Raw genomic sequence first — 20,595 nt, forward strand, 5'->3', positions numbered from 1 at the left:
CGTGAAGCCAGAGAAACAAATACTTTTAGTTTTGAGTTTAAAGAGGATGATACTCCTATAAGCAATATTGACCAGCAGATTCAAGACTATATGACAAAACGTTTAAAGGATAGTTTTGACATTCAGGTGATGGGTGAAGAAAACTGTGATGCTATTGATGAGTCACAACCATACTGGGCAATAGACCCAATAGATGGAACTTGGGCTTTTATAACACATGAAAATACTTCTGCAATAAATCTTTCTCTTATAGAAAATGCTGAAGTAGTAGTAGCTATAGTCTATAACCCCTTTACAAATGAATTTTTTCAAACAGAAAAAGGAGCAAAGTCATATATTGGTATGCTTACCCTTCCTCTAAGACCAAATCCAACTGTAGCAGTTGTAAACTTTAAACCAGAACGTTCTCACCCTATTGTGAAAAGTTTAAATCAGCTTTTTAAAGAAGATAAGGTAAAAAAATTAACCTCCATAGGTGGTTCTATTACATACTCAATGTGTATGGTTGCAAAAGGTGCATTTAGTAACTATATAGCTTATTTTGGAAGTGAAGCAAATGCTTGGGATCTTTCTGCTGCTTGTTTGATTATTAAAAATAGTGGAGGATTCGTGACAGACTTAAGTGGTGAAGAGATAGACCCTATTCACCACAAAGGTTATATTGTAGCAAGTGCTAATGCAAATGCTAGAGATGATTTTTTAGCTATGATTAACCCGCTTTTGGAAGCCCAAATTTCTGAGTAATCATCTCTCCATCTTCATTAAAAAAGAGATAATATAGCATGTCTTTTTTAACACTGAGGCCTGCGAGATATCGTAGTGCTAAATTTGCTTGAAGTGATGCTATGTGCATTACAATGGGAGCGGCAATTCCAGCAGGTGTTTTTTTTATAATCTTAAAGGCATCTGTAAATGATGAGTTATCAATAAAACAGACCTGTCCATGAAATGCTTCAACACTTCCATAGAGCCAAGGCATATTTATACTTTTAGCATAGGCATTTATCTCCGCTCGAGTTGGGAGGTTATCTGTTGCATCTATGATGAGGTCCACTTCTATGTTTTTTTCACTCCATGCTTTAAAGTCACAGTTGTGAGGGATTGCTTTTGTAAAGGGGCATCTCTGCTCAATAAGTTCAGCGTTTATAATAGCCTTATTTTTTCCTTCATCTCCAACTTTAAAAGCGATTTGACGATGAATGTTATGAAGACTCACTTCATCAAAGTCAACCATATGTATCTCACCAATACCAGTAGACCCGAGAGCAAACGCGAGGGAAGAACCTAGACCACCTGAACCGATAATTGCTATCTTTTTATCTTGAAGAAGCATTTGTGTATCTTCTCCCCAAAGTTGTACCTGTCTATGAAAATATTGCATCATGATTTATCCTTTATTTGAAGATGTAACTCTTTTTTTTATTGACTCAGTAAAACCCCAAGAACGACGGGACTTAACGACTTCTGTATGACTCATTTCTACTATCATCAGTTCTTCTTTATTTCCTAGATGATTAAGAATATCTCCATCTGGAGAGGTGAAAATAGAGTCGCCATAAAACTTCCAAGAATTATCACCATCTTGAAACTCACCTATTCTATTGGCTCTAAGTATATAGCAGTTATTTGTAAAAGCTCTTGAAACTATAAGTGCTTTCCAACGCTCAAACGAATCAAAAGTTGAAACACTTGGAACTAAAACACAGTCTACTTTTTTTTCAGATATTTTTTGAAATATCTCATCAAAGTGAAGTTCAAAACCATTAATTATAGCAAATTTAAATCCATCTACTTGAAATATCATAGGAGTAGTAATTTCTTTTACTTCATTAGCAAAGAATTTTTCTTCATTCCAATGTGTGTAGTTTATCAAAATTTGCTGTTGATAGTAAGAAGTAGAAGAGGGTGAAAATTTTGCGATAGTCTTATAAATACCATTTTTTTTCACAATAACTAGAGGTGCAACTATAGTCATACTATAAGTAGTAGACAATTCTTTAAGCATCTTGATCTGATGTGTTGCCTGCTCTTTTATCATGCTCATTGACATGCTCTGCAACTCTTTAAAAAATGGATTGAGAACATATTCTCCTAAAAGAAGTAGTTTTACACCTTTTTTACTCGCTATGCGTATGTTGTTATACAATTTTGTAGAACTCATTCCCTGCGAGTTTAACTGTAAAACGGCAGCGACCATTTAGCTTTTCTTAATCTGTGCTATTTTTATCTCAGCGTCTTGAAGCATTTGTGAGGCTTCTCTCAACTCTTTCATACCCGTTTCGTATGCTTTAACACTATTTTGAAGTGTTATCTCTGGATTCATTAGAGTCTCTAAAACCTTCTTCGCGTTTTCTATTTTACCTTCAAAGTCTATTTTAGCCATTGAGTGCATCCTTTACATAAATTTCAAATTTGTCTAACTCTACAAGAAATGCGTCATGACCATAGTCACTATCAACATCTATGTATGTATAATTACTATTCCTTACACTTTCTAACTCTTGTGCTAACTCTTTCATCTCTATATTTTTAAAAAGTACGTCATCTCTAAAACTAATGAGGGTAAGTTTCGATGAGATGCGTTTTACCGCTTCTGTTAGTGAATCAAAACCACGAGAAAGGTCGTAAATATTTATGGCTTTTGTGATATAAATGTATGCAAGTGGGTCAAACCATTTTGTAAAAGTATAACCATTGTATTCTAAATATGATTCTACTTGAAATTTTCCAAAAAGTTCATAAAGCCCATCAGTGCTTTTGTAATCACGTCCAAACTTTTCTCTCATAGTTTTATGTGATAAAAAGCTAATATGTCCAGCCATACGACCAACAGCCATTCCTGATAGTCCTTGTTCCTTTATGACTTCAGGGTCATAATAACCTTGTTTAAAGTCTGGATCTTTTAGTATAGATTCTTGAGCTACTTTGTTAAACGCGATAGCCCATGGTTGTGCTGCATGTGTAGCTGCAAGAGCGATAATTTTATTTGCAAAGTTAGGATAATGAATAGCAAATTGAAGTGCTTGCATACCACCCATAGAGCCACCAATGATGGCTTCAACTCTATGAATATCTAAACGGTCAAAAAGTATACGTTGTGCTTTTATCATATCTTTTATACTTACTACTGGAAATTTATATCTATATGGCTCATGATGAGGATGTTGTGGACTCATTGGACCAGTTGAACCAAAACAGCTTCCTATTACATTTGAGCAAATTACAAAGTACTTATCTGTGTCAATAGCTTTACCTGAACCGATAAAACCATTCCACCACCCAGCTTTATTATCACCTTCATATGTGCCAGCCGCATGATGAGAACCTGTAAGTGCATGACAAACAACGATAACATTGCTTTTGTCTTCATTTAGAGTACCATATGTCTCATAAGTGATATCGTAAGGCTCTAGTATACGGCCACTTTCTAAGTAAAGAGGGTTAGTAAAGTGCTCCGTATGTGTTTGAAGGTTTAATGACAAGTTTTTAAGTCTCCGTAAAATTGTAATGTTATTTTAGCGAAAATCTCTTAATTATGCTTCTAACGCTTGTTTTATATCTGCAATAAGATCATTAATCGACTCTAAACCGCATGATATACGAATAAGTCCAACTGGTACTCCACATGCATCTAGCTCATCTGGCGTTAACTGTTGGTGAGTCGTTGAAGCTGGATGAGTAATGATTGATTTTGAATCGCCAATATTTACAACCAAAGAGTAAAGTTCAGTGGCGTTTACTATTTTTGTAGCATCTTCTAAAGAATCTACTTCAAAACTAAGCAAACCGCTTGAAGCTCCATTTTCAAAATATTTTTGTGCATTGGTATAATTGGAATTACTTTTTAATCCAGGGTAATTAACTTTATTTACTTTAGGATGTGATTCTAAGTACTCTGCAAGTTTTAAAGCATTATTAGAGTGTTCTCTCATCCTAAGGGAAAGTGTTTCCATCCCTTGAATAAATAACCAAGAATTAAATGGTGATGAAACTGCACCAATATCTCTAAGTAGTGAAAGTCTTGTACGAAGTGTAAATGCAGGAAGAGGGACATCAACATAGACAAGACCATGGTAAGAAGCATCTGGCTCATTAAACTGTGGATATCTAGGATTTCCTTTGAGTTTTTCTAAAAGACCTTTTCGCTCTACAAGTATTCCACCAATAGCAAGACCTTGTCCAGTAGTATATTTTGAAGCACTATGAACACTAATGTCAGCTCCAAACTCAAATGGACGGCAAATGGCAGGTGTTGCAACCGTGTTATCTACTACTGTTAATATATTGTGCTTATTTGCAATTTTAGTAATAGCTTCAATATCGGCAACATCGATACTTGGGTTTGTTAATGATTCAAAAAAGATAACTTTCGTTTTATTATCTACAAGAGCTTCAATTTCAGAAGGGTTTTGAACATCAAAGAAACGTGCTTGGATTCCAAAACGCTTGAGTGTATGTGCTGTCTGAGTTAAGCTTCCGCCATAAAGTTGTTTTGCACAAACTATATTGTCCCCTGCCTCAGCTGAATTTGCAATGGCAAAAAAAATCGCACTCATTCCACTTGAAGTAGCGATAGCAGCTTCACCACCTTCAAGCTCAGCAAAACGCTTCTCGAAAACATCCGTAGTTGGATTATTTAAACGAGTGTAAATATTTCCTAACTCTTTTAATGCGAAAAGATTCGCTGCATGTTCAACATCTCTAAACTCATAAGCTGTAGTCATATATATTGGAACAGCCATAGTTCCTTGAGAGTCTTTTTCATACCCTGCATGTAGTGCTTTAGTTTGTAAATCCATTCATTTTCCTTTTATCTTATTTTATCTAAAACCACTTAAATTTTTTTCATCACGTAAAGTATTCTATAGAATTCCCTTACAATATTTCATCTTTTAGATTTTGAAGAAATTCTAAAATATTATTTTGGTATGAAAGTATATCCGCATCTTTTGAAATAGTTAAGAGAGGTGTTAATACTTGGATATCTATCTTTTTTGCATATCTAGGAATAATTTTTAGTTCATTCTGAATACTCTTTACTAAAGAGTCTATATCTAGACCATTATTGTCCTTAACCTTTTTAACGAGTTCTTGAGTTGAGAGAATAAGAAGGTCTGAGCGTTCATCATCATCATTATATATATGTAAGCCTATACTTTTTACAATTAAAAAGTACTCTTCACGAACATTGTCATCAGCAGCAATAACTAAAGCACAAATCTTAGCTCGAAATTCTAACGAACCATGATGATGTACAAAAAACTCTCTAAATGCACTGAAAAAATAGTGTTTTATCTTGAATCCAAGTGTCATTCATTATCCTTATATAATATTATACAGCTAAAATGCTATAATCGCAATTATAATTAAAAGAATAGAGAAGGAATATTTTTATGGGTAGAGCATTTGAGTACAGAAAAGCATCAAAACTAAAAAGATGGGGAGCAATGTCAAAACTTTTTCCAAAGTTAGGAAAAATTATTACAATGGCAGCCAAAGAGGGTGGAATGGATCCTGATGGTAATTCAAAACTTCGTACAGCAATAATCAATGCTAAGGCTGAAAATATGCCAAAAGATAACATTGAAGCAGCTATTAAACGAGCAACTGCTAAAGATACAGCAAGTATGTTAGAAGTAAACTTTGAAGGAAAAGCTCCTCATGGTGTTTTGATATTTATAGAATGTATGACGGACAATAATACTAGAACAGTTGCAAATGTGAAGAATATACTTTCTAAGCATGGCGGAGAACTTTTAACAAATGGTTCTTTAGAATTTATGTTTGAGAGAAAAGCACTTATTGAATTTAGTGCGGCAGCAGATATGGATATAGAAGAGTTAGAACTAGAACTTATTGATGCTGGTTTGGAAGAGATAGAAGCTGAAGATGGAGAAGTTCTCATTACTGGGGACTATACAAGCTTTGGAACTATAAATACTGCATTAGAAGATATGAATATAGAAATAAAAAAAGCGACTTTAGAAAGAATAGCAAATGTTCGACTTGAAATTAATGAAGAACAACAAGCTGATATTGATAAAATATTAGAGAGACTAGATGATGATGAAGATGTTCAGAAAGTTTTTACTAACTTAGCATAGTCTACTAATGAAATATAGTGAAAATATTTCAACCTACAACTATGAAGTGAAGCAATCTAAGTTTATTGCTCACTTTATCCCCTATAACCTTTATGAAGAAACACTCAGAAAATTAAAAGAAGAACATCCTAAGGCAAGACACTTTGTTACTGCATTTCGTTACCTCAATGAGTATGAACAAATAGTAGAACACTCAAGCGATGATGGAGAACCAAAAGGAACATCGGGGAAACCATCATTAATGGTACTTCAGGGACAAAGTATTATTAATGGAGCTGTTGTCATTGTTAGATATTTTGGCGGTACTAAACTCGGTACTGGTGGGCTGGTTCGTGCATATAGTGAATCAGTAAACATTGTAATAGAAAACTTAGAGTTCATTGAGTATAAAAAAGAACTGTTCGCAGCAATAGAGATAGAATATAGTAATGTAAGATTGATAGAACATGAATGTAACAGTTTTAATGTGTCCATTATTGAGAAAGTATTTGATATAAAGATAGTTTACAGGATAAAATCAGATGAATCAAATATGAAAAATTTTTTAGAGAAAGTTTCAAGAGTTGTCAAAACTCTCTAAACTTTTGTTCTAGCGACCTTGAACAGCATCACCCATACTCCACATAGGCAAGAAGATACCAAGAGCAAGTAAAATAACCATAGCCGCAATAATAAAGAGCATAATAGGCTCAATAGCCTCACTAAGACCATCAATAATAGCATCAAAACGCATTTTATAGTACTCTGCGACTTTTTGAATCATGGTGTCTAGTGTACCACTATCCTCTCCCGCTCGTACCATTTGAATAATCATATTTTCAAAGAGTTCAGTGTCTTTTAATCCACTATTTAGAGTACCACCTTTTTCAACTGTAGTTCTTACGGAATTAAGCTTTTGCTTAAGGGGTAGATTGTCAATCATTTCTACTGTTGTGTCAAGAGCTTCAGCAATTGGAATACCCGCACGAACAAGTTCTGAGAAGACTAGTGTAAATCTATTAAGTGTTGAAAACTTAATAATATTCTTTATAAGTATTGTTCTAAGCAGGAGTTGATGCCATTTAAATCTAAACACAATAGAGTTGTTTATGAAGTACCTCAGAGTTATAAATGCAGCTGCAAGCCCTGCTAACACGAAGGGACCATAATTGTTAAACAGGTGTTCTAGTGTTAAAAGAATAACAGTAGGAAGAGGCAAATCAGCACCTAACTCTTCAAAAATAGTTTTAAACTGAGGCACAACATAAGAGATAAGAATAGTAAATGCAACAGCCATTGCAATCATTACATTTCGTGGGTAAGCCATGGCTTTTTTAAATTTAACAATATTTGCACGAATTTCTTCTTGCATATTGGCAAGAGCATAAAGAGATTCATCAAGGTTACCTGTTTTTTCCCCAAGCTGAACCATAGCAATTGTAAGGTTACCAAGCTCAAATCTGAAGTTTTCCATCGCTGCAGAAAGAGAATGACCTGAATTAATATCATCAGCAAGTTTAGAAAAAACAGTTTTTAAAGTTTCATCATCGGTTGCATCAGCAATCTCTTTAAGTGAATCATGAATAGAAATACCAGCATTTATCATAACTGCTAATTGCCGAATAGAAGCAATAAGTGAATCTGGTTTAATTTTCTTTTTCTGTATGTTTTTAAGTAAGTTAGTTTTAAATCTTTTAAACTGCGCTTCAAGAGGTTCTTGGCCCTCATTAATTTTAATAATTATTCCCGTGAATTTTAGCTTTACATATGATGCAGCAGCTTTTTTATCTTCTGAATAAAAACCAATTTCTTCTTTTTTCCCTTTTGTTAGTACAGTTACTATGAAGTACTTCATCCTTTTGCCACCTTTAAAATTTCTTCAACACTTGTTATGCCATCAAGTGCTTTTTGTAAACCATTTTGAAATATATCAACAAAACCATCTGCTCTAGCTTGTCTTGTCATTTCATCTTTTCCAGCACCCTTTGCTATGAGAGTTGCCATCTCTTCAGTAATCTCTAGAACCTCACAAATCATCTCTCTTCCTATATATCCACTATCAGAACACTCTTTACAGCCACTACCTTTATAAAACCTACTCCCTACAGGTATATTTCCACCTATTTCTTCTAAAACTGAAGGAGATAGCTCTTCTTCCTCTTTGCAATGTTTACATATTTTTCTTATAAGGCGCTGTGCTTGAATAGCTACCAGAGCACCACTAATAAGATAATGTTCAATTCCCATATCTGCCATACGAGGAATAGCGGATATAGAATCATTTGTATGCAAGGTAGATATAACCATATGCCCAGTAAGTGCGGCTTTTATCGCTATTTCTAGGGTTTCTTGGTCACGAATCTCTCCAATCATTATCTTATCTGGATCTTGACGAAGTATAGAACGTAGCGCATCTGAGAAACTTAAACCGACTTTAGCATTTACTTGAACTTGTTGAATTAGATTCATTCTATACTCAACAGGGTCTTCAACTGTAATCACTTTATCTTCAACATTTCTTAGTTCATTTAAAGCACCATATAAAGTCGTTGTCTTACCCGAACCTGTTGGACCTGTAACCAAAATAATTCCATATGGAGACTTTAGACCCTTAAGAAGTTTATGATAACTATCAGAGTCCATACCAGCATCTTCAAGTTTTACAAGAGCTTTTTCTTTATCAAGAACACGCATTACAATGGACTCACCATAAAGAATAGGCAATGTAGATATACGGAAATCATATTCTCTAGCTCCTACGGCTGTAGAAAAACGTCCATCCTGTGGCTTTCTTTTTTCGGCTATGTCAAGATTCGCTAAAAGTTTGAGTCTGGATGCTAGAGGAGGATAAATAGATTTTTCAAAAATAAACATTTCTACAAGTTTTCCGTCAACACGTCCTCGTACAACACAGTTTTTCTCTGTTGGTTCTACATGAACATCACTTGCTCTAGATGTTATACAAGTCTTTAAAACAACATCTATAAGTAAAAGAATAGAAGAAGCTGCTTGCTGTTCTTCTATTGTATTAATTGACTGAAGTTCATCCTGTACTTTTTGTACTAGACCTTTTACACTCTCTTTGAGGCCTATTTTGTAAAGGAATGAAGAAATTTGCTTTTTTGTAGAGAGTGCAATTTTTATAATTTTTCTAGGAAATAGTCTCTGCATCGCTTCTTCAGCTTCAATATTAAGAGGGTCATTAAAGGCGAATGTGACACTCATATCGTCATGTGATACGGGAATAGCATTGTGCTTTTGAAGTTGTGCTAATGGTATTTTATCTGTTAGATGATAATCCATATCTATAGTATCTAAATCGATAAATAAAAGGTCAAGTTCATTTGCAAGTTTTTCTAAAACAACTTTTTCATATATATAATCATAATTGTCAATTATTGAGAGGTCATATACTCCATCACGTACTTTTTGAACAATGTAGCGCACAAGTCTATCCATAGGCATAAATCCAGACAGTGTTATGTCTCTAAGAACTAGGTTTTCACTTATGCCTTTTGATAAAAGTCTATCAACTTGTCCTTTCATAATGGAACCATCAGCGAGTAAGTCTGTAGTTATTCTATCCATGAGAGCTCCTATTTACCAGTATATGTGGCGTTTAATACTTATTGTATCATAAAACTCTTCTATGACCATTTTATTTAATTTAGAATTCTTTACAAGATAAAGTTTATAGGTTAGTTTGCTCTCTTGTAAATCTTGAAATAGATAAAAATCCCTTGGATCATGCTTGCCTATTTTAGAATAGAAATCAAATACTTTTGATAAAACATAGTCTGTAGTAGGTAATGAAAATTCAGATAAATCATAATTGTCAACTAGAGCATGATAGAGAAGTTTTTTCTGCATTAATATAATTGAAAAGTAAGCAGAATTCGCACGAGCTTCTTTGGAGACCTTTAAAAGAGCTATCGGTTTAGATAACCTATCGATATAGTCAGAATTTAAACAGGAAAAAGCATATAGAGATATAAACTCTTCATCTTTATTATGATTAGAAAAGTTTTCAAATCCAAGAGTACAGACAGCTTCATATTTGTTGTTTTGGTAAAGATCAAACATCTTTTGTTTAATATCTGCATATAAACTGAGAGTTAAAAATAACATAATTATGATTTTCATTTAAATTTTCCTGATTGAATTTCTTTTCTAAGTATTTTTGCTGAATTGGAATGAGAGTGTTCTATATACTGCTTTAAGATATCAAGAGCCTTATCTTTATTTCCAAGTTTTACTAAGGACTTAGTAAATATAATCCAACTATCATCTATATCTTTATTAATTTCATTTGTAATTAATGCATAATTATATGCTTGTTTATAGTTTCCGAGTTCATAATATTTTTTTGCAATAAAGAGACTTAGTACTGGATTATTGTTCTTTTTAAAGCGTTTAATAATATCATATATATCTTTTTGTGTATTTTTTCTTTCTATATTTATTGTTTTGTCTATATCTTTTTTTGACTCCTGTGGCAATTCTTCTATATTATCTTGAATGATTTTCTTTCTTTTAGCATGTTTAGTCTCTTCCTTGGGCCTAATATCAGAAATATGAGGTCTCTGGATACTCTTAACTGTTGGTCTATGTAGCTGAGAGGCATTTTGCATTTTTTTCATAAAATCTAAAGAAGGTAATAACTGAACCTTTTTATTATCTTCAACAAGTATATGAGGTGAAGGCTTTATCTGTACTATTTCTTTTTTTGGATTTGGTTTACTCTTTATAATAGATGTTTGTATATTTGTACTTGACTTTTCCATATCAAATTTGAAAAAGTAAACGATAAGAATAATAATAAGTAAACTAAGTGAAATTATTAGATAAGGAATATAAGATTTTATTTTATATTGTAACCATTGTTTTTCAAGTTCAGTAGTATTAAACATTTATTAACCCTGTATGAATTGCTGACATTTCTATCATCTTTATTGAAATATAATTTGTTTTAAGTGCAGATACTTTATTCTCTTTTTCATAAACTGTGTATAAGTCAAATAGTGTATAAAGAAGTTTATTCGTATCCCTATAGTTTCCGTTTGTAAGACTATGAATTCTATTTACTGCTTTGGTTGTAAACATATGAACACTATCAAAGCAGTTAGCTTGCATAAGTTTCTTTTGAATGTACATTTTAAGTTCTTCACTTGTTGCATTTTGAAGTTCAATGGTTTCCCATATTCTTGTCTGAAAATGCTCTTTAGCAATAATGTCTTCTTTTTCAGTTTTATGAAGAGTAATTAAGAATTTAACTTTTCTGGTATCTGAGACTAGACGAATCTTTTCCATCAAGTTTTGTGAGTATAGTTGTGCTTCATCAAGAATAATTATTGGAGTTTCCTTTGAATCTTCTTCTTCTTTATGTTTAACAATAGCCATAAATTGTGTAAAATTGAGTTCTGCATCATGCTTTATCTTGAAAATATCTTGTGCAAGAGTTTTATAGAATTCACTTTCATCTAAAATAGGTGTTGAATAGAGATATACTTCTTGGGATTGTCGTAAGTCGTTATAGAGTTTTGATAAGAACATACTCTTACCAGTACCTGGCTTACCGTAGAAGAGAATCATTTTAAGAGGTTTACTAATAGAATCTCTCAAGGATTGATAAATAACCGATACTCGATCTAATTGTATGTAGTCTTTATTATTTATAACATCTAAAAAAACATTTTTAGAGTTAAGAAAGATGTTATCCATATAGTGTTATTTCGATTTAGAATCTTCTACTGTTTTCTTAGTAGAAGGTTCTGCCCCAGTTAAGAGATTATCTTTATATCCAGTATAACCTAGATCACTAAGAGAAATTGATTGCTTCTCTTTATCTATGATATGTGGTTCAATAACTATAACTAACTCTTCAACTTGCTTAATCTTTTCTTCATATTTAAAAAGATAACTTACAACTGGGATACTTCCAAGAAGGGGTATCTGATTTGATTTATTTGTATACTTAGTATTAATAAGTCCACCAAGAATGACTCTATTACCGTCCTTAACTGTTACAACAGAAGATAGTTGACGACGATTTAAGTCGGGAGGCATTGTTCTATCTGAGTTATCAGTTCCAGATATATCTTGAGTTGTTTCAGAAAGTGAAGGGTTTATTTTTAGAGTAATTGTTTTGTCATCAGCTATTTCAGGTGTTATTGTAAGAAGTACGCCTGCAAATACTGATTGAACATTTTCATTAGCACTTTGCGCACCAGCACCAGTACCACCAGCAAGAGTTTCCGTACTTGATATTTTATAAAAGAATTCGGTACCAGCAGTAATAAGTGCTGGTTGGTTATTAAGAGTTAAGACCTTAGGATTGGATATTGAACTTACTTCACCTTGTGTTTTTAAAAACTTAACAACTTGGTTTAAGCTTATACCAGCTTTAACATTTACAACACTTGCAACTCTGTCAACGGTACTAGCGGCAATAGCTGCAAAACTTCCATCTGTACCTACTTCTGCATTGTGAGTACTTACGAAGTCTGCTCCTATTTCTACATTTTGTAGTTGATATAGCTGCTGCCAATCAATACCTGTAGTTTTAGTATCACTCATTGTTACAGACAAAAGTTGCACATCTATTAGAACCTGAAGTTGTACTTTTTCTTGTAACTTTTGTAAATATGATGCAAGGCGTTTCATCTGTTTAGTTGTAGCAGTAACAGTAACAAGGCCTGCATTTTTATTTATTATAGGTGCTTCGGCCTTATATAAATCGTGGGGACGATTAAGGATACTTTGAAATTCTAAGTCAAGTTCTTGCCAAAACTTCACTTCATCAGTACTCTCTATTTTTATACCAGTCTCTGATTTAGAAGTTCCTCCCCCAGTAGATTCCTGCCCAGGTGTAGGAGCTACAACACCCGCAGCCAACTCACCCATTAAACTTGCTGTAGTTGCTGAACTTAGAGTTACATCAGTTGTACCAGTACTTTTTCTTTGGGATAGAATATAGTCTATTTCAAATACTTTAGTTGTTAGGTAAGATACTTTAAGTAGGTTGTTATTTAATGTATATGAAAGGTTGTTCTCTAGTAAGATAATATCTAGAACTTCATCTATTGTTAAGTTTTTAAGGTTCGTTTTATTTAGTGTTGTAGTTAAATATTTTTCGGCAATAGGATCAGTTATAATAATACTAAATCCACATTCATCACTCAGTTGATCAACAAAGTCTATTATTTTAGTGTCTTTTGCGGAACTAATACTAAATAGTTCGTAAGAACAGTCAGCAAAACTACTTGTTGATAATAGTAACGCTAACATTGTCGAGTAAATTGATGGTTTTAAATATTTCATTTTTGAATCCTACTTATTTTTGAAATTTAATTTTTTACTATTAGTTTTCACAGATAGTAATAGTTGCTTCTTACTCTTAACTAAGAGAACAGATTTGGTGCTAATAGTCTTTACTCTGTAGCCATTGACTAAATCACCAGATCTATACCATTTACCGTTAATCATAGCTTTTTTATTTATGACCATAGTAAGAGAAATTACTTTAGAAACTTTTTTCACCTTACTTTTAACATTTACTTTACCTTCAACTTTTACCTTGTTTTTAGTTTTTTTCACTAAAAAGATAAAAGGATCTTTCAATCCAGATACAACATGTTGCTTCATTCCGTTTCTGGGTGGTTTAATAGCTTCTATTTGTTCATTTACCCATGCTAATTCATCACACAAAAGATGTGTAGAAAGAATCAATGTTAAGATTAATAGTGTTTTTTTCATTAGTATGTAATCCCCCAAACTGATATATTTAAATCAGAAGTTAACTTTTCATCTGCTTTAATATTTAGCTGATGAATATCAACAACTAGATTACTTTTCTCTAATGAATTAATAAACTGTAAAGTATTTTTATATTTACCAGTTGATTGAACAGTAATATCTAAAACATGTCCAAATGAACTATTAAGTAAAGCATACTTATTTGTAAAGTTTACTATTTTAACACCATATATTTGAGCATTTTTAGAAATAGAGTCTATATACTCTCCCCAAGCTCTTTCATCATATAATAGTGATGAGATTGTTTCAATCTTTGTCTTGATATAGGCATTGTTGTCTTTATGCACAATAGTTTCAAGGGTTATCTTTTTTATTTCTTCATCAAGTCGTGTAATGACAGACTCTGGATTGAGTTGTAGATATCTATTGTCATTTATGATTTTTTTATCTAGACTTACAACACTTGCTCTTGTCTTTTCAAAGCTAGCGAATGAACTATCCCAAAAAAAGTAATAAGAAAAAGTAAATATAACTGCAACAATCATTGCATAAGTCATATATATATCTTTTTGTACTTTTTCTTTAAACATTGCATCTATTGAATGTAAATAGTCTTCTATATTAATATTCATAAAGTTTATTTTCATAGTATCTCCACCTTTAATAAACTCAAATATACATGACTATCCTCATCATAATATATCTTTTCTATATTATACTTAAATTTTCCAGAATATTTTTCTGTTAAATGCTCAACTAATTTTGTGATTTTTCTATCTTTTGAAGAGACTAGGTTTAAATCAAATATTTTTGTTGCATTTGTTTCATTATATGCTAGTGACTCTAGCTTCACACCATATTTATTTAAATCTTTTGTTATGCTAGCGAGTAGTTTTCCTTTCATAGGATAATTGACTTTTACATCATGAATTTTGATAAGAGTATTTTTCTTATCTATGTATTCTTGTCTCTCAGTATTTAAAAGCGTTAATGCCTTACTTTTGTCGGCTCTTTTATTTTTAATACTTGATTCTCTCGTAATTTTAATATTTCGAACTTCTATAGATTCTTGTTTTAGCAACTCTTCTTGAAGTTGCTGTGCATAGTCTAGTGCCCAATATGTAACAGGATATGCAAATGCAAGAGCAAAAGAAGCTGCTGCTAGAACTATTAACTTACCACTTTCTCTTTTCATAAATGCTGGAGGTCTATGATAGACTGTAAAATTAGATGCATAACGATCATCTTCTGATACAGTTGTATATGTATGCATTAGAGCATGAAGCTCATCAACATAGGTGTCATCACTTTCTAAACCATAATCGAAGTGAAAATCACTTGATTTTATATGAAGTTCTACTTCTAGCATCTCGTCTAGTTTTGTTACAGTTTCTACTTGTGAACCTATGTATACATGCTCAAATTTTTCTATCTCAAAGGCACGTTTTGCATATGTTAAGACATCATTAATATTTGCGAAAAGTTCTTTGTAAAGTCTAATAAAATACTCTTTATACTCACTTTGTGTATCTTTTAAGCTATGTTTTGTAAAGAAATCAAAAAAGTTTGAATAGTCGATTCTTTCACCATGTATTTCACAAAACCTTTCATGCATATCAATTAGTGAGTACTTAATAGATTTTGTGTAAACGAATTCTTTATCACTGTATATAGTGATGAATGCATCATTTTCTTGAATGTAGATAAAACAGTGTACACCATTACTATCAATAATTTCTTTTGAATAAAGAGATTTAATTAAAAGTGGTGTTGGAATTATAACATCCAAATATTTTACTTTTTCTATACTATTAGTAAATGTTTGCGCTATATCTAAAGGATCAACAATAAAAACATGAAAAAATCGATTTTCATCATCAAGATTACTAAATGATTCAATGAACTGCATCTGATATTCTACTGCTTGATCTAATGCAAGTTCATCGTAAGCTTTAGAATTAATCGCATCATATAAGTCATCATTAGAAATATTTTTACTGATTTCAATTAGTGCTGTCATAAACTCTTTAGTATCGAGATATGATATTACAAATTGATCTTTAGAAAATTCTGGAGTTGAAGTTTCACTTAAAAAACTAGAGAGACCATTAAAGTATGTTTCTTTATATGGATTAACGGATAGTATACTAGAAAAAGAGTGTTGTGATTCTGTGCTCATTAATTACAATCCTATTTAAAATGAACCATTGACATGGAACAAAATTCATCATTTTTATAAAACTCTATTCTGTAGACTTTATGACTCTTGTCAACAGAATAGTAAGGGTTTAAATTATTAAGAGCGATTGTTATTCCACTCTCATTAACAGTACCTTTTGACTTAAAACCAATTACATTTACACGGTAATCCTTACTTTTAATAATCTTAAAATTAGTAGTTACATAAAATTCTGAAGCTTTAGGTAGAGAAACTAGTTGTTTATCTACCTTAAGATCGAACTTTACATCACAATTTTGAGATATATTAAAATATTGAGGCTTTAAAGTGGTAACTTTTTTATTACCAATATAAACCAAATAATTACCTTTTATTTTTTTAATCGCACCAAGAGGATGAGAGAAAATAAATTTATTACTCTTTGATTCTATCGGAATAAAGCTTAATTTTTTTTTGATTTTAGATAAATTAATGAAAATATTACTATTTATACCTAAAGTTCCATATTTTTTTATTATTTTAGCTATTTCTTTTTCAGTAAGATTAAATTTTCTTATAAAAGTAATTCCCATAATTTTCATATATTCCTCGATTGCTAGGAGTTGATAGAAAACTTTTTGTGTTAAAGAAGATAAATTTTTACTTGTCTCAATGGCAAATGCAGGTTTATTATTTGTAACAGCAAAATATGTTAAAGAAAGTTGCATTGCTTCATCTTCGTATTTTGTATTTGTATTTTTTACACCGAAACTATGGTGTGCTTTTAAAAGTTTTTTGTTAATGCTATCACGTACGGTATTAGCAATATTGTTTAGGTTCCCAAATGGTTGATCTTTGCTTAAATCACATTGGTCAATAACACAAGTTTGACCCCATGCATTTGGATTGAAAATACTTCCTTTATTCTCTTTACGATAAAACCCATGCCCGTCGTGAAGATTTAAAACAAGAGATACTTTTGCCGAAAGAATAATCTTTTTGATTTCTTTAATAGTTTGTGCATCTTTGTCACCTTCTCTTAATATAGAGAATTTTCGATTCATATCTCCGTTGACACCGCGTTTATTTTCTCTGATACTATCTTTATTTAAATTTGGGATTATCCATAGGTTTTTTGAGGTGACTTCATAATGGGTAGCTAAAATTGATGCAGCGAAATAACCACCAGGCTCATCGCCGTGAATACCACCAATAACTAAAAGAGTAGTGTTATAATCACTGTTTTCTTTTTTGATAAGTTGAACCTCTCCATATAAAGAGGTAAAAAGAAGTATAAATAAGATAAAAAGAAATTTCATCTATTTTTCTGTAATGATTTTTATTTGAGAATCAGTTAATTTAACAATTAAAACTTTATTACCAGTAAATGTGAAACTATCTGACTGGTATTTTTCTAAAAATGTAATCTTATACATGTTATCCGTATTTGGATAAGGAATTATATTAATTTTATAAAAGATAATTTTTTTACTTTCTTTCTTATTGAAAATTCGTGTTTTATAAGTTTTAAATTTTTGACTATTCATTCCATCATACCGTATAAAACTTTCATCATAAAAATGTAGATAAGATTTTATATCATTATATAACCAAGCATATCGCCACTCATAGAGTTGGGCTAAAATATTAGCCAGTGTATTTTTAGATACATTTTGAGATATTTCTTTTTCATTTATAAGCAAGAGAGTTTGTTTTATATCTATATTTCTATCTAAACACTCAATATTTTGATTATTAATGGCTATACAACCCTTTGTATATTCATCTCTTACTTGTTTAGTTGGAAGGCCATGTATCCATATGCCTGAACCATTTTTACCTCGGTATTTATCATAAATATTTGGATAAGAAGTAACAAATGCCATTGGACCATAGAATGAGTCTACTTTGGAGATTTTTTTTGTAATATCATATATACCAATTGGTGTCTTAAGATCACCTTCTTTGACTTTATCACCTTTTATTTCACCTGTAAATGCACTATACTTTCGTTTTAAGTTATATGAACCATTAACATCTTTTATGTATAAAGTCAGAGTAGCAAGAGACTTGTCACAAACTAATATATTTGAGTATGATTCAATGTAGCCAAAAGTAGTATTGACATTATTTAAATACTTATCCCAATAATCTTTTTTCATTAGATTAGCATCCATCTGTTTCTCAATGTTTTCTATTCCATTAAGTCTATAGTTAGATAAAATATCACCAGAAAGAGTACTGTTTACAAGTAAAAAAACAGTAATTATTTTTATTAGTAAATATTTTTTATTTGTCATTATCGTATCCGATCTCTTTTAAAAAGTTTACATCCTTCGTCCAGCCTTTCTTTACTGTAACTTGTAAATTTAAATATGCTTTTTTAGTACTGAGTCTCTCTATTTTTTCACGTGCAGACTTACCTATACGTTTAATAGACTCACCACCTTTACCTATGATAATTCCTTTTTGAGACTCTTTTTCTATGATGATCATAGCAGTTATGATATCTACGTGATCCTCTTCGTCAATACTTTCTATGATAACATCTGATTCATAAGGAACTTCATCACTTACATTTTCAAAAATTCCCTCACGAATAAAACCTGCATATATGTCACGAACAAGTTCACTCGTTAAATCCTCAGGGTCAAAAAGGAATGGAGATTCAGGAAGATTTTTAGCAATAACTTTTAGTAAATCTTCATGTCCAACTTTTTTAGGAATTGCAACAGGAATAAGCGCTTCAAAATTCTCTGAAAATCTGTTGTAAGATGCAATAGTTTTAAAGAGTTTTTCTTGTTTAACCTGGTCAATCTTACTAATAACAATAATATGCTTCACATTTTTTTTGTTAAGCCTTAAAAATTTTTCATAATGTTCAACGCTATCTGTTACGGGTGCAAGGTAAACAATTAAGTCACAATCACCCATAGCTTTGAGTGCTTCATCGAGCATAAATTGATTAAGAATTTTTTCACGTTCATGTAGTCCAGGAGTGTCTACAAAAATTATTTGTGTATCTTCTAACATAACTATAGCATTAGATCGTCGTCTTGTTGCATTGGCTTTTTGACTAACCATCGCGATTTTTTCACCTAATAGTGAATTCATTAAAGTACTTTTACCTGCGTTTGGACGACCTATGAGAGATACAAAACCAGCTTTTGTCATTGTGTTACCTTGTCTATAATTTACAGACTTTACTGTCTGCTGTTAGTCGCCACAGTTGTGTCAACAGAGTGAAAAAAGTTTAATTTTTTACAGGACTATAATATATACCGAGAGAGATCATCATCTTCGACGACTCTATCAAGCTTCTTGTGAACCAATTCTTTTGTAACAACAAACTCTTTACCGTTATATTCATCAGCATCATAACTAATCTCTTCTAATATATTTTCTAATACAGTATGGAGTCTACGTGCACCTATATCTTCAGTTGTTCCATTTGCTTTATGTGCAAGTTTAGCAATAGCTCTAATTGCTTCATCATCAAATTTTAAAGTCATTCCTTCTACACCAAGAAGTGCTATATATTGCTTGAGTAGGGAGTTCTCAGTTTGAGTGAGAATTTTATAAAGAGTTTCTTCTGTAAGAGATTCTAATTCAACCCGCAATGGAAACCTTCCTTGTAATTCGGGGATTAAATCACTAGGTTTACTTACATGAAAAGCACCAGCAGCAATAAAAAGAATATGGTCAGTTTGAATTGTTCCATATTTTGTTGAAACACTTGAACCCTCAACTATAGGTAAGAGGTCACGTTGAACCCCTTCTTTTCCTGGGTCATTACGTCCGGAAGTTTTTTCACTTAATGCTATTTTATCTATTTCATCTAAAAATATAATACCGCCATGCTCAGCACGACGAAGAGCTTCTGTATTTAGTGTTTGAGTATCTATAAGTTTTGAACTTGCTTCCTGAAGAAGAAGGATTTTTGCATCTTTTACTGTCATCTCTTGAGTATTGTCTTCTTTATTCATTGTTGCAAATACTTTTGAAAAACTTTCTTGTACTTTTAGCATTTCAGGAGGAAGATTTGTGTCATTAAATTCTACATTGATTTTATCAATTTCTAGTTTAATGATTTTATCATCCATCTCCCCATCACTTACACGTTTTTCCATGGATTGAAGGAGTAACTGATAACTTTCTTTTTTACTTTCACTTGCTGATTCAGGAAGGGGTGGTAGTAGTTTTTCTACTATCTTATTTAATATATAGTTGTTTATTTTTTCTTTATTACTTTCTTCAAGTTCTGCTTTTACTATACTAATTGAGTTAACAACCAAATCTCTTATCATAGACTCGACATCGCGGCCTACATACCCGACTTCAGTATATTTAGATGCTTCTACTTTAATAAAAGGGACTTTCATCATACGAGCTAAACGCCGAGATATTTCAGTCTTTCCCACTCCAGTAGAACCTATCATAAGAATATTTTTTGGTGTAATTTCACTTTGAAGATCTTTATTTAATTGCATCCTTCTATATCTAGTTCGTAGAGCTAAGGCAATTGTTTTTTTTGCATTGTGTTGACTGATAACATATTTATCGAGGTAAGCTACTATCTCTTTAGGTGTTAAATCCATA

General features: G+C 31.8%; 22 protein-coding genes. 3 read left to right on the forward strand and 19 right to left on the reverse strand.

Features of this window, described 5'->3' with window-relative positions:
* Positions 1-744: inositol monophosphatase (locus HOG88_RS03515; protein ID WP_295003246.1), on the forward strand; the 744-nt coding region annotated here is incomplete at its 5' end.
* Here the strand turns inward: HOG88_RS03515 and HOG88_RS03520 are convergent.
* The 6 genes from HOG88_RS03520 to HOG88_RS03545 all read right to left on the reverse strand — a co-directional run bounded on the left by HOG88_RS03520 (position 710) and on the right by HOG88_RS03545 (position 5,313).
* Positions 710-1,384 (reverse strand): ThiF family adenylyltransferase, encoded by a 675-nt coding sequence (locus HOG88_RS03520; RefSeq protein ID WP_295003248.1) that lies wholly within the window; start codon positions 1,382-1,384, stop codon positions 710-712. The genes HOG88_RS03515 and HOG88_RS03520 overlap by 35 nt on opposite strands.
* 3 nt (positions 1,385-1,387) lie before the next feature.
* Positions 1,388-2,161, reverse strand: a complete 774-nt coding sequence (locus HOG88_RS03525; protein WP_295003250.1) for a carbon-nitrogen hydrolase family protein — start codon at positions 2,159-2,161, stop codon at positions 1,388-1,390.
* 36 nt (positions 2,162-2,197) lie between these two features.
* Entirely contained in the window at positions 2,198-2,383 is a 186-nt protein-coding gene (gene xseB / locus HOG88_RS03530; protein WP_295003252.1) for an exodeoxyribonuclease VII small subunit, read from the reverse strand.
* Positions 2,376-3,482 (reverse strand): homoserine O-acetyltransferase, encoded by a 1,107-nt coding sequence (locus HOG88_RS03535; RefSeq protein ID WP_295003254.1) that lies wholly within the window; start codon positions 3,480-3,482, stop codon positions 2,376-2,378. The genes xseB and HOG88_RS03535 overlap by 8 nt, the downstream gene beginning before the upstream one ends.
* 51 nt (positions 3,483-3,533) lie before the next feature.
* Positions 3,534-4,799, reverse strand: a complete 1,266-nt coding sequence (locus HOG88_RS03540) for an O-acetylhomoserine aminocarboxypropyltransferase/cysteine synthase family protein (RefSeq protein WP_295003257.1) — start codon at positions 4,797-4,799, stop codon at positions 3,534-3,536.
* Between the two features lie 76 nt (positions 4,800-4,875).
* Positions 4,876-5,313: a hypothetical protein gene (locus HOG88_RS03545; protein WP_295003259.1), complete on the reverse strand. Its 438-nt coding sequence runs from the start codon at positions 5,311-5,313 to the stop codon at positions 4,876-4,878.
* An 80-nt stretch (positions 5,314-5,393) separates the two neighbouring features.
* On the opposite strand from HOG88_RS03545, the gene HOG88_RS03550 reads away from it, so the two are divergent.
* The gene (locus HOG88_RS03550) at positions 5,394-6,104 is read left to right on the forward strand and encodes a YebC/PmpR family DNA-binding transcriptional regulator (RefSeq protein WP_295003261.1); all 711 of its coding nucleotides are present in this window, start codon (positions 5,394-5,396) and stop codon (positions 6,102-6,104) included.
* Between the two features lie 7 nt (positions 6,105-6,111).
* Positions 6,112-6,684, forward strand: a complete 573-nt coding sequence (locus tag HOG88_RS03555; protein WP_295003263.1) for a YigZ family protein — start codon at positions 6,112-6,114, stop codon at positions 6,682-6,684.
* A 9-nt stretch (positions 6,685-6,693) separates the two neighbouring features.
* On the opposite strand, the gene HOG88_RS03560 is transcribed toward HOG88_RS03555, so the two are convergent.
* The 13 genes from HOG88_RS03560 to hslU form a co-directional block, all read right to left on the reverse strand.
* Entirely contained in the window at positions 6,694-7,938 is a 1,245-nt protein-coding gene (locus HOG88_RS03560) for a type II secretion system F family protein (RefSeq protein WP_295003265.1), read from the reverse strand.
* On the reverse strand, positions 7,935-9,671 hold the full coding sequence (locus tag HOG88_RS03565) for a GspE/PulE family protein (protein WP_295003267.1): 1,737 nt from the start codon (positions 9,669-9,671) through the stop codon (positions 7,935-7,937). The genes HOG88_RS03560 and HOG88_RS03565 overlap by 4 nt, the downstream gene beginning before the upstream one ends.
* Positions 9,672-9,683: 12 nt before the next feature.
* Positions 9,684-10,226, reverse strand: a complete 543-nt coding sequence (locus HOG88_RS03570) for a hypothetical protein (protein ID WP_295003269.1) — start codon at positions 10,224-10,226, stop codon at positions 9,684-9,686.
* On the reverse strand, positions 10,223-10,993 hold the full coding sequence (locus HOG88_RS03575; protein WP_295003271.1) for a hypothetical protein: 771 nt from the start codon (positions 10,991-10,993) through the stop codon (positions 10,223-10,225). Before HOG88_RS03575 ends, HOG88_RS03570 begins: the two co-directional genes overlap by 4 nt.
* A complete protein-coding gene (locus HOG88_RS03580; RefSeq protein WP_295003273.1) occupies positions 10,986-11,804 on the reverse strand; it encodes an ATP-binding protein in 819 nt (272 codons plus the stop codon). Before HOG88_RS03580 ends, HOG88_RS03575 begins: the two co-directional genes overlap by 8 nt.
* Before the next feature lie 6 nt (positions 11,805-11,810).
* Positions 11,811-13,403, reverse strand: coding sequence for a pilus (MSHA type) biogenesis protein MshL (gene mshL / locus HOG88_RS03585; RefSeq protein WP_295003275.1), 1,593 nt, complete (start codon positions 13,401-13,403; stop codon positions 11,811-11,813).
* A 9-nt stretch (positions 13,404-13,412) separates the two neighbouring features.
* Entirely contained in the window at positions 13,413-13,838 is a 426-nt protein-coding gene (locus HOG88_RS03590; protein WP_295003278.1) for a hypothetical protein, read from the reverse strand.
* Positions 13,838-14,485 carry a hypothetical protein gene (locus HOG88_RS03595; RefSeq protein WP_295003280.1) on the reverse strand — a complete coding sequence of 216 codons (648 nt, stop codon included), beginning with the start codon at positions 14,483-14,485 and terminating at the stop codon, positions 13,838-13,840. The genes HOG88_RS03590 and HOG88_RS03595 overlap by 1 nt, the downstream gene beginning before the upstream one ends.
* Entirely contained in the window at positions 14,482-16,017 is a 1,536-nt protein-coding gene (locus HOG88_RS03600) for a hypothetical protein (RefSeq protein ID WP_295003282.1), read from the reverse strand. The genes HOG88_RS03595 and HOG88_RS03600 overlap by 4 nt, the downstream gene beginning before the upstream one ends.
* A gap of 11 nt (positions 16,018-16,028) precedes the next feature.
* Positions 16,029-17,315: a M99 family carboxypeptidase catalytic domain-containing protein gene (locus HOG88_RS03605; RefSeq protein WP_295003284.1), complete on the reverse strand. Its 1,287-nt coding sequence runs from the start codon at positions 17,313-17,315 to the stop codon at positions 16,029-16,031.
* A complete protein-coding gene (locus HOG88_RS03610; RefSeq protein ID WP_295003287.1) occupies positions 17,316-18,296 on the reverse strand; it encodes a L,D-transpeptidase family protein in 981 nt (326 codons plus the stop codon).
* Positions 18,286-19,170 (reverse strand): GTPase Era, encoded by an 885-nt coding sequence (gene era / locus HOG88_RS03615; protein WP_295003292.1) that lies wholly within the window; start codon positions 19,168-19,170, stop codon positions 18,286-18,288. Before era ends, HOG88_RS03610 begins: the two co-directional genes overlap by 11 nt.
* 95 nt (positions 19,171-19,265) lie before the next feature.
* A complete protein-coding gene (gene hslU, locus HOG88_RS03620; protein ID WP_295003295.1) occupies positions 19,266-20,594 on the reverse strand; it encodes an HslU--HslV peptidase ATPase subunit in 1,329 nt (442 codons plus the stop codon).
* Between the last annotated feature and the right edge of the window lies 1 nt (position 20,595).

This window comes from Sulfurimonas sp. (assembly GCF_018698455.1).
Lineage (GTDB): Bacteria > Campylobacterota > Campylobacteria > Campylobacterales > Sulfurimonadaceae > Sulfurimonas.

Excerpts from the sequence above, each read along its gene's own strand:
- HOG88_RS03565 (WP_295003267.1), bottom strand. The coding sequence starts at position 9,671 with ATGGATAGAATAACTACAGACTTACTCGCTGATGGTTCCATTATGAAA.
- HOG88_RS03560 (WP_295003265.1), bottom strand. The coding sequence starts at position 7,938 with ATGAAGTACTTCATAGTAACTGTACTAACAAAAGGGAAAAAAGAAGAA.
- HOG88_RS03595 (WP_295003280.1), bottom strand. The coding sequence starts at position 14,485 with ATGAAAATAAACTTTATGAATATTAATATAGAAGACTATTTACATTCA.
- hslU (WP_295003295.1), bottom strand. The coding sequence starts at position 20,594 with ATGGATTTAACACCTAAAGAGATAGTAGCTTACCTCGATAAATATGTT.
- HOG88_RS03605 (WP_295003284.1), bottom strand. The coding sequence starts at position 17,315 with ATGAAATTTCTTTTTATCTTATTTATACTTCTTTTTACCTCTTTATAT.
- HOG88_RS03525 (WP_295003250.1), bottom strand. The coding sequence starts at position 2,161 with ATGAGTTCTACAAAATTGTATAACAACATACGCATAGCGAGTAAAAAA.
- HOG88_RS03570 (WP_295003269.1), bottom strand. The coding sequence starts at position 10,226 with ATGAAAATCATAATTATGTTATTTTTAACTCTCAGTTTATATGCAGAT.
- HOG88_RS03575 (WP_295003271.1), bottom strand. The coding sequence starts at position 10,993 with ATGTTTAATACTACTGAACTTGAAAAACAATGGTTACAATATAAAATA.
- mshL (WP_295003275.1), bottom strand. The coding sequence starts at position 13,403 with ATGAAATATTTAAAACCATCAATTTACTCGACAATGTTAGCGTTACTA.
- HOG88_RS03550 (WP_295003261.1), top strand. The coding sequence starts at position 5,394 with ATGGGTAGAGCATTTGAGTACAGAAAAGCATCAAAACTAAAAAGATGG.
- era (WP_295003292.1), bottom strand. The coding sequence starts at position 19,170 with ATGACAAAAGCTGGTTTTGTATCTCTCATAGGTCGTCCAAACGCAGGT.
- HOG88_RS03555 (WP_295003263.1), top strand. The coding sequence starts at position 6,112 with ATGAAATATAGTGAAAATATTTCAACCTACAACTATGAAGTGAAGCAA.
- HOG88_RS03590 (WP_295003278.1), bottom strand. The coding sequence starts at position 13,838 with ATGAAAAAAACACTATTAATCTTAACATTGATTCTTTCTACACATCTT.
- HOG88_RS03540 (WP_295003257.1), bottom strand. The coding sequence starts at position 4,799 with ATGGATTTACAAACTAAAGCACTACATGCAGGGTATGAAAAAGACTCT.
- HOG88_RS03600 (WP_295003282.1), bottom strand. The coding sequence starts at position 16,017 with ATGAGCACAGAATCACAACACTCTTTTTCTAGTATACTATCCGTTAAT.
- HOG88_RS03580 (WP_295003273.1), bottom strand. The coding sequence starts at position 11,804 with ATGGATAACATCTTTCTTAACTCTAAAAATGTTTTTTTAGATGTTATA.
- xseB (WP_295003252.1), bottom strand. The coding sequence starts at position 2,383 with ATGGCTAAAATAGACTTTGAAGGTAAAATAGAAAACGCGAAGAAGGTT.
- HOG88_RS03520 (WP_295003248.1), bottom strand. The coding sequence starts at position 1,384 with ATGATGCAATATTTTCATAGACAGGTACAACTTTGGGGAGAAGATACA.
- HOG88_RS03610 (WP_295003287.1), bottom strand. The coding sequence starts at position 18,296 with ATGACAAATAAAAAATATTTACTAATAAAAATAATTACTGTTTTTTTA.
- HOG88_RS03545 (WP_295003259.1), bottom strand. The coding sequence starts at position 5,313 with ATGACACTTGGATTCAAGATAAAACACTATTTTTTCAGTGCATTTAGA.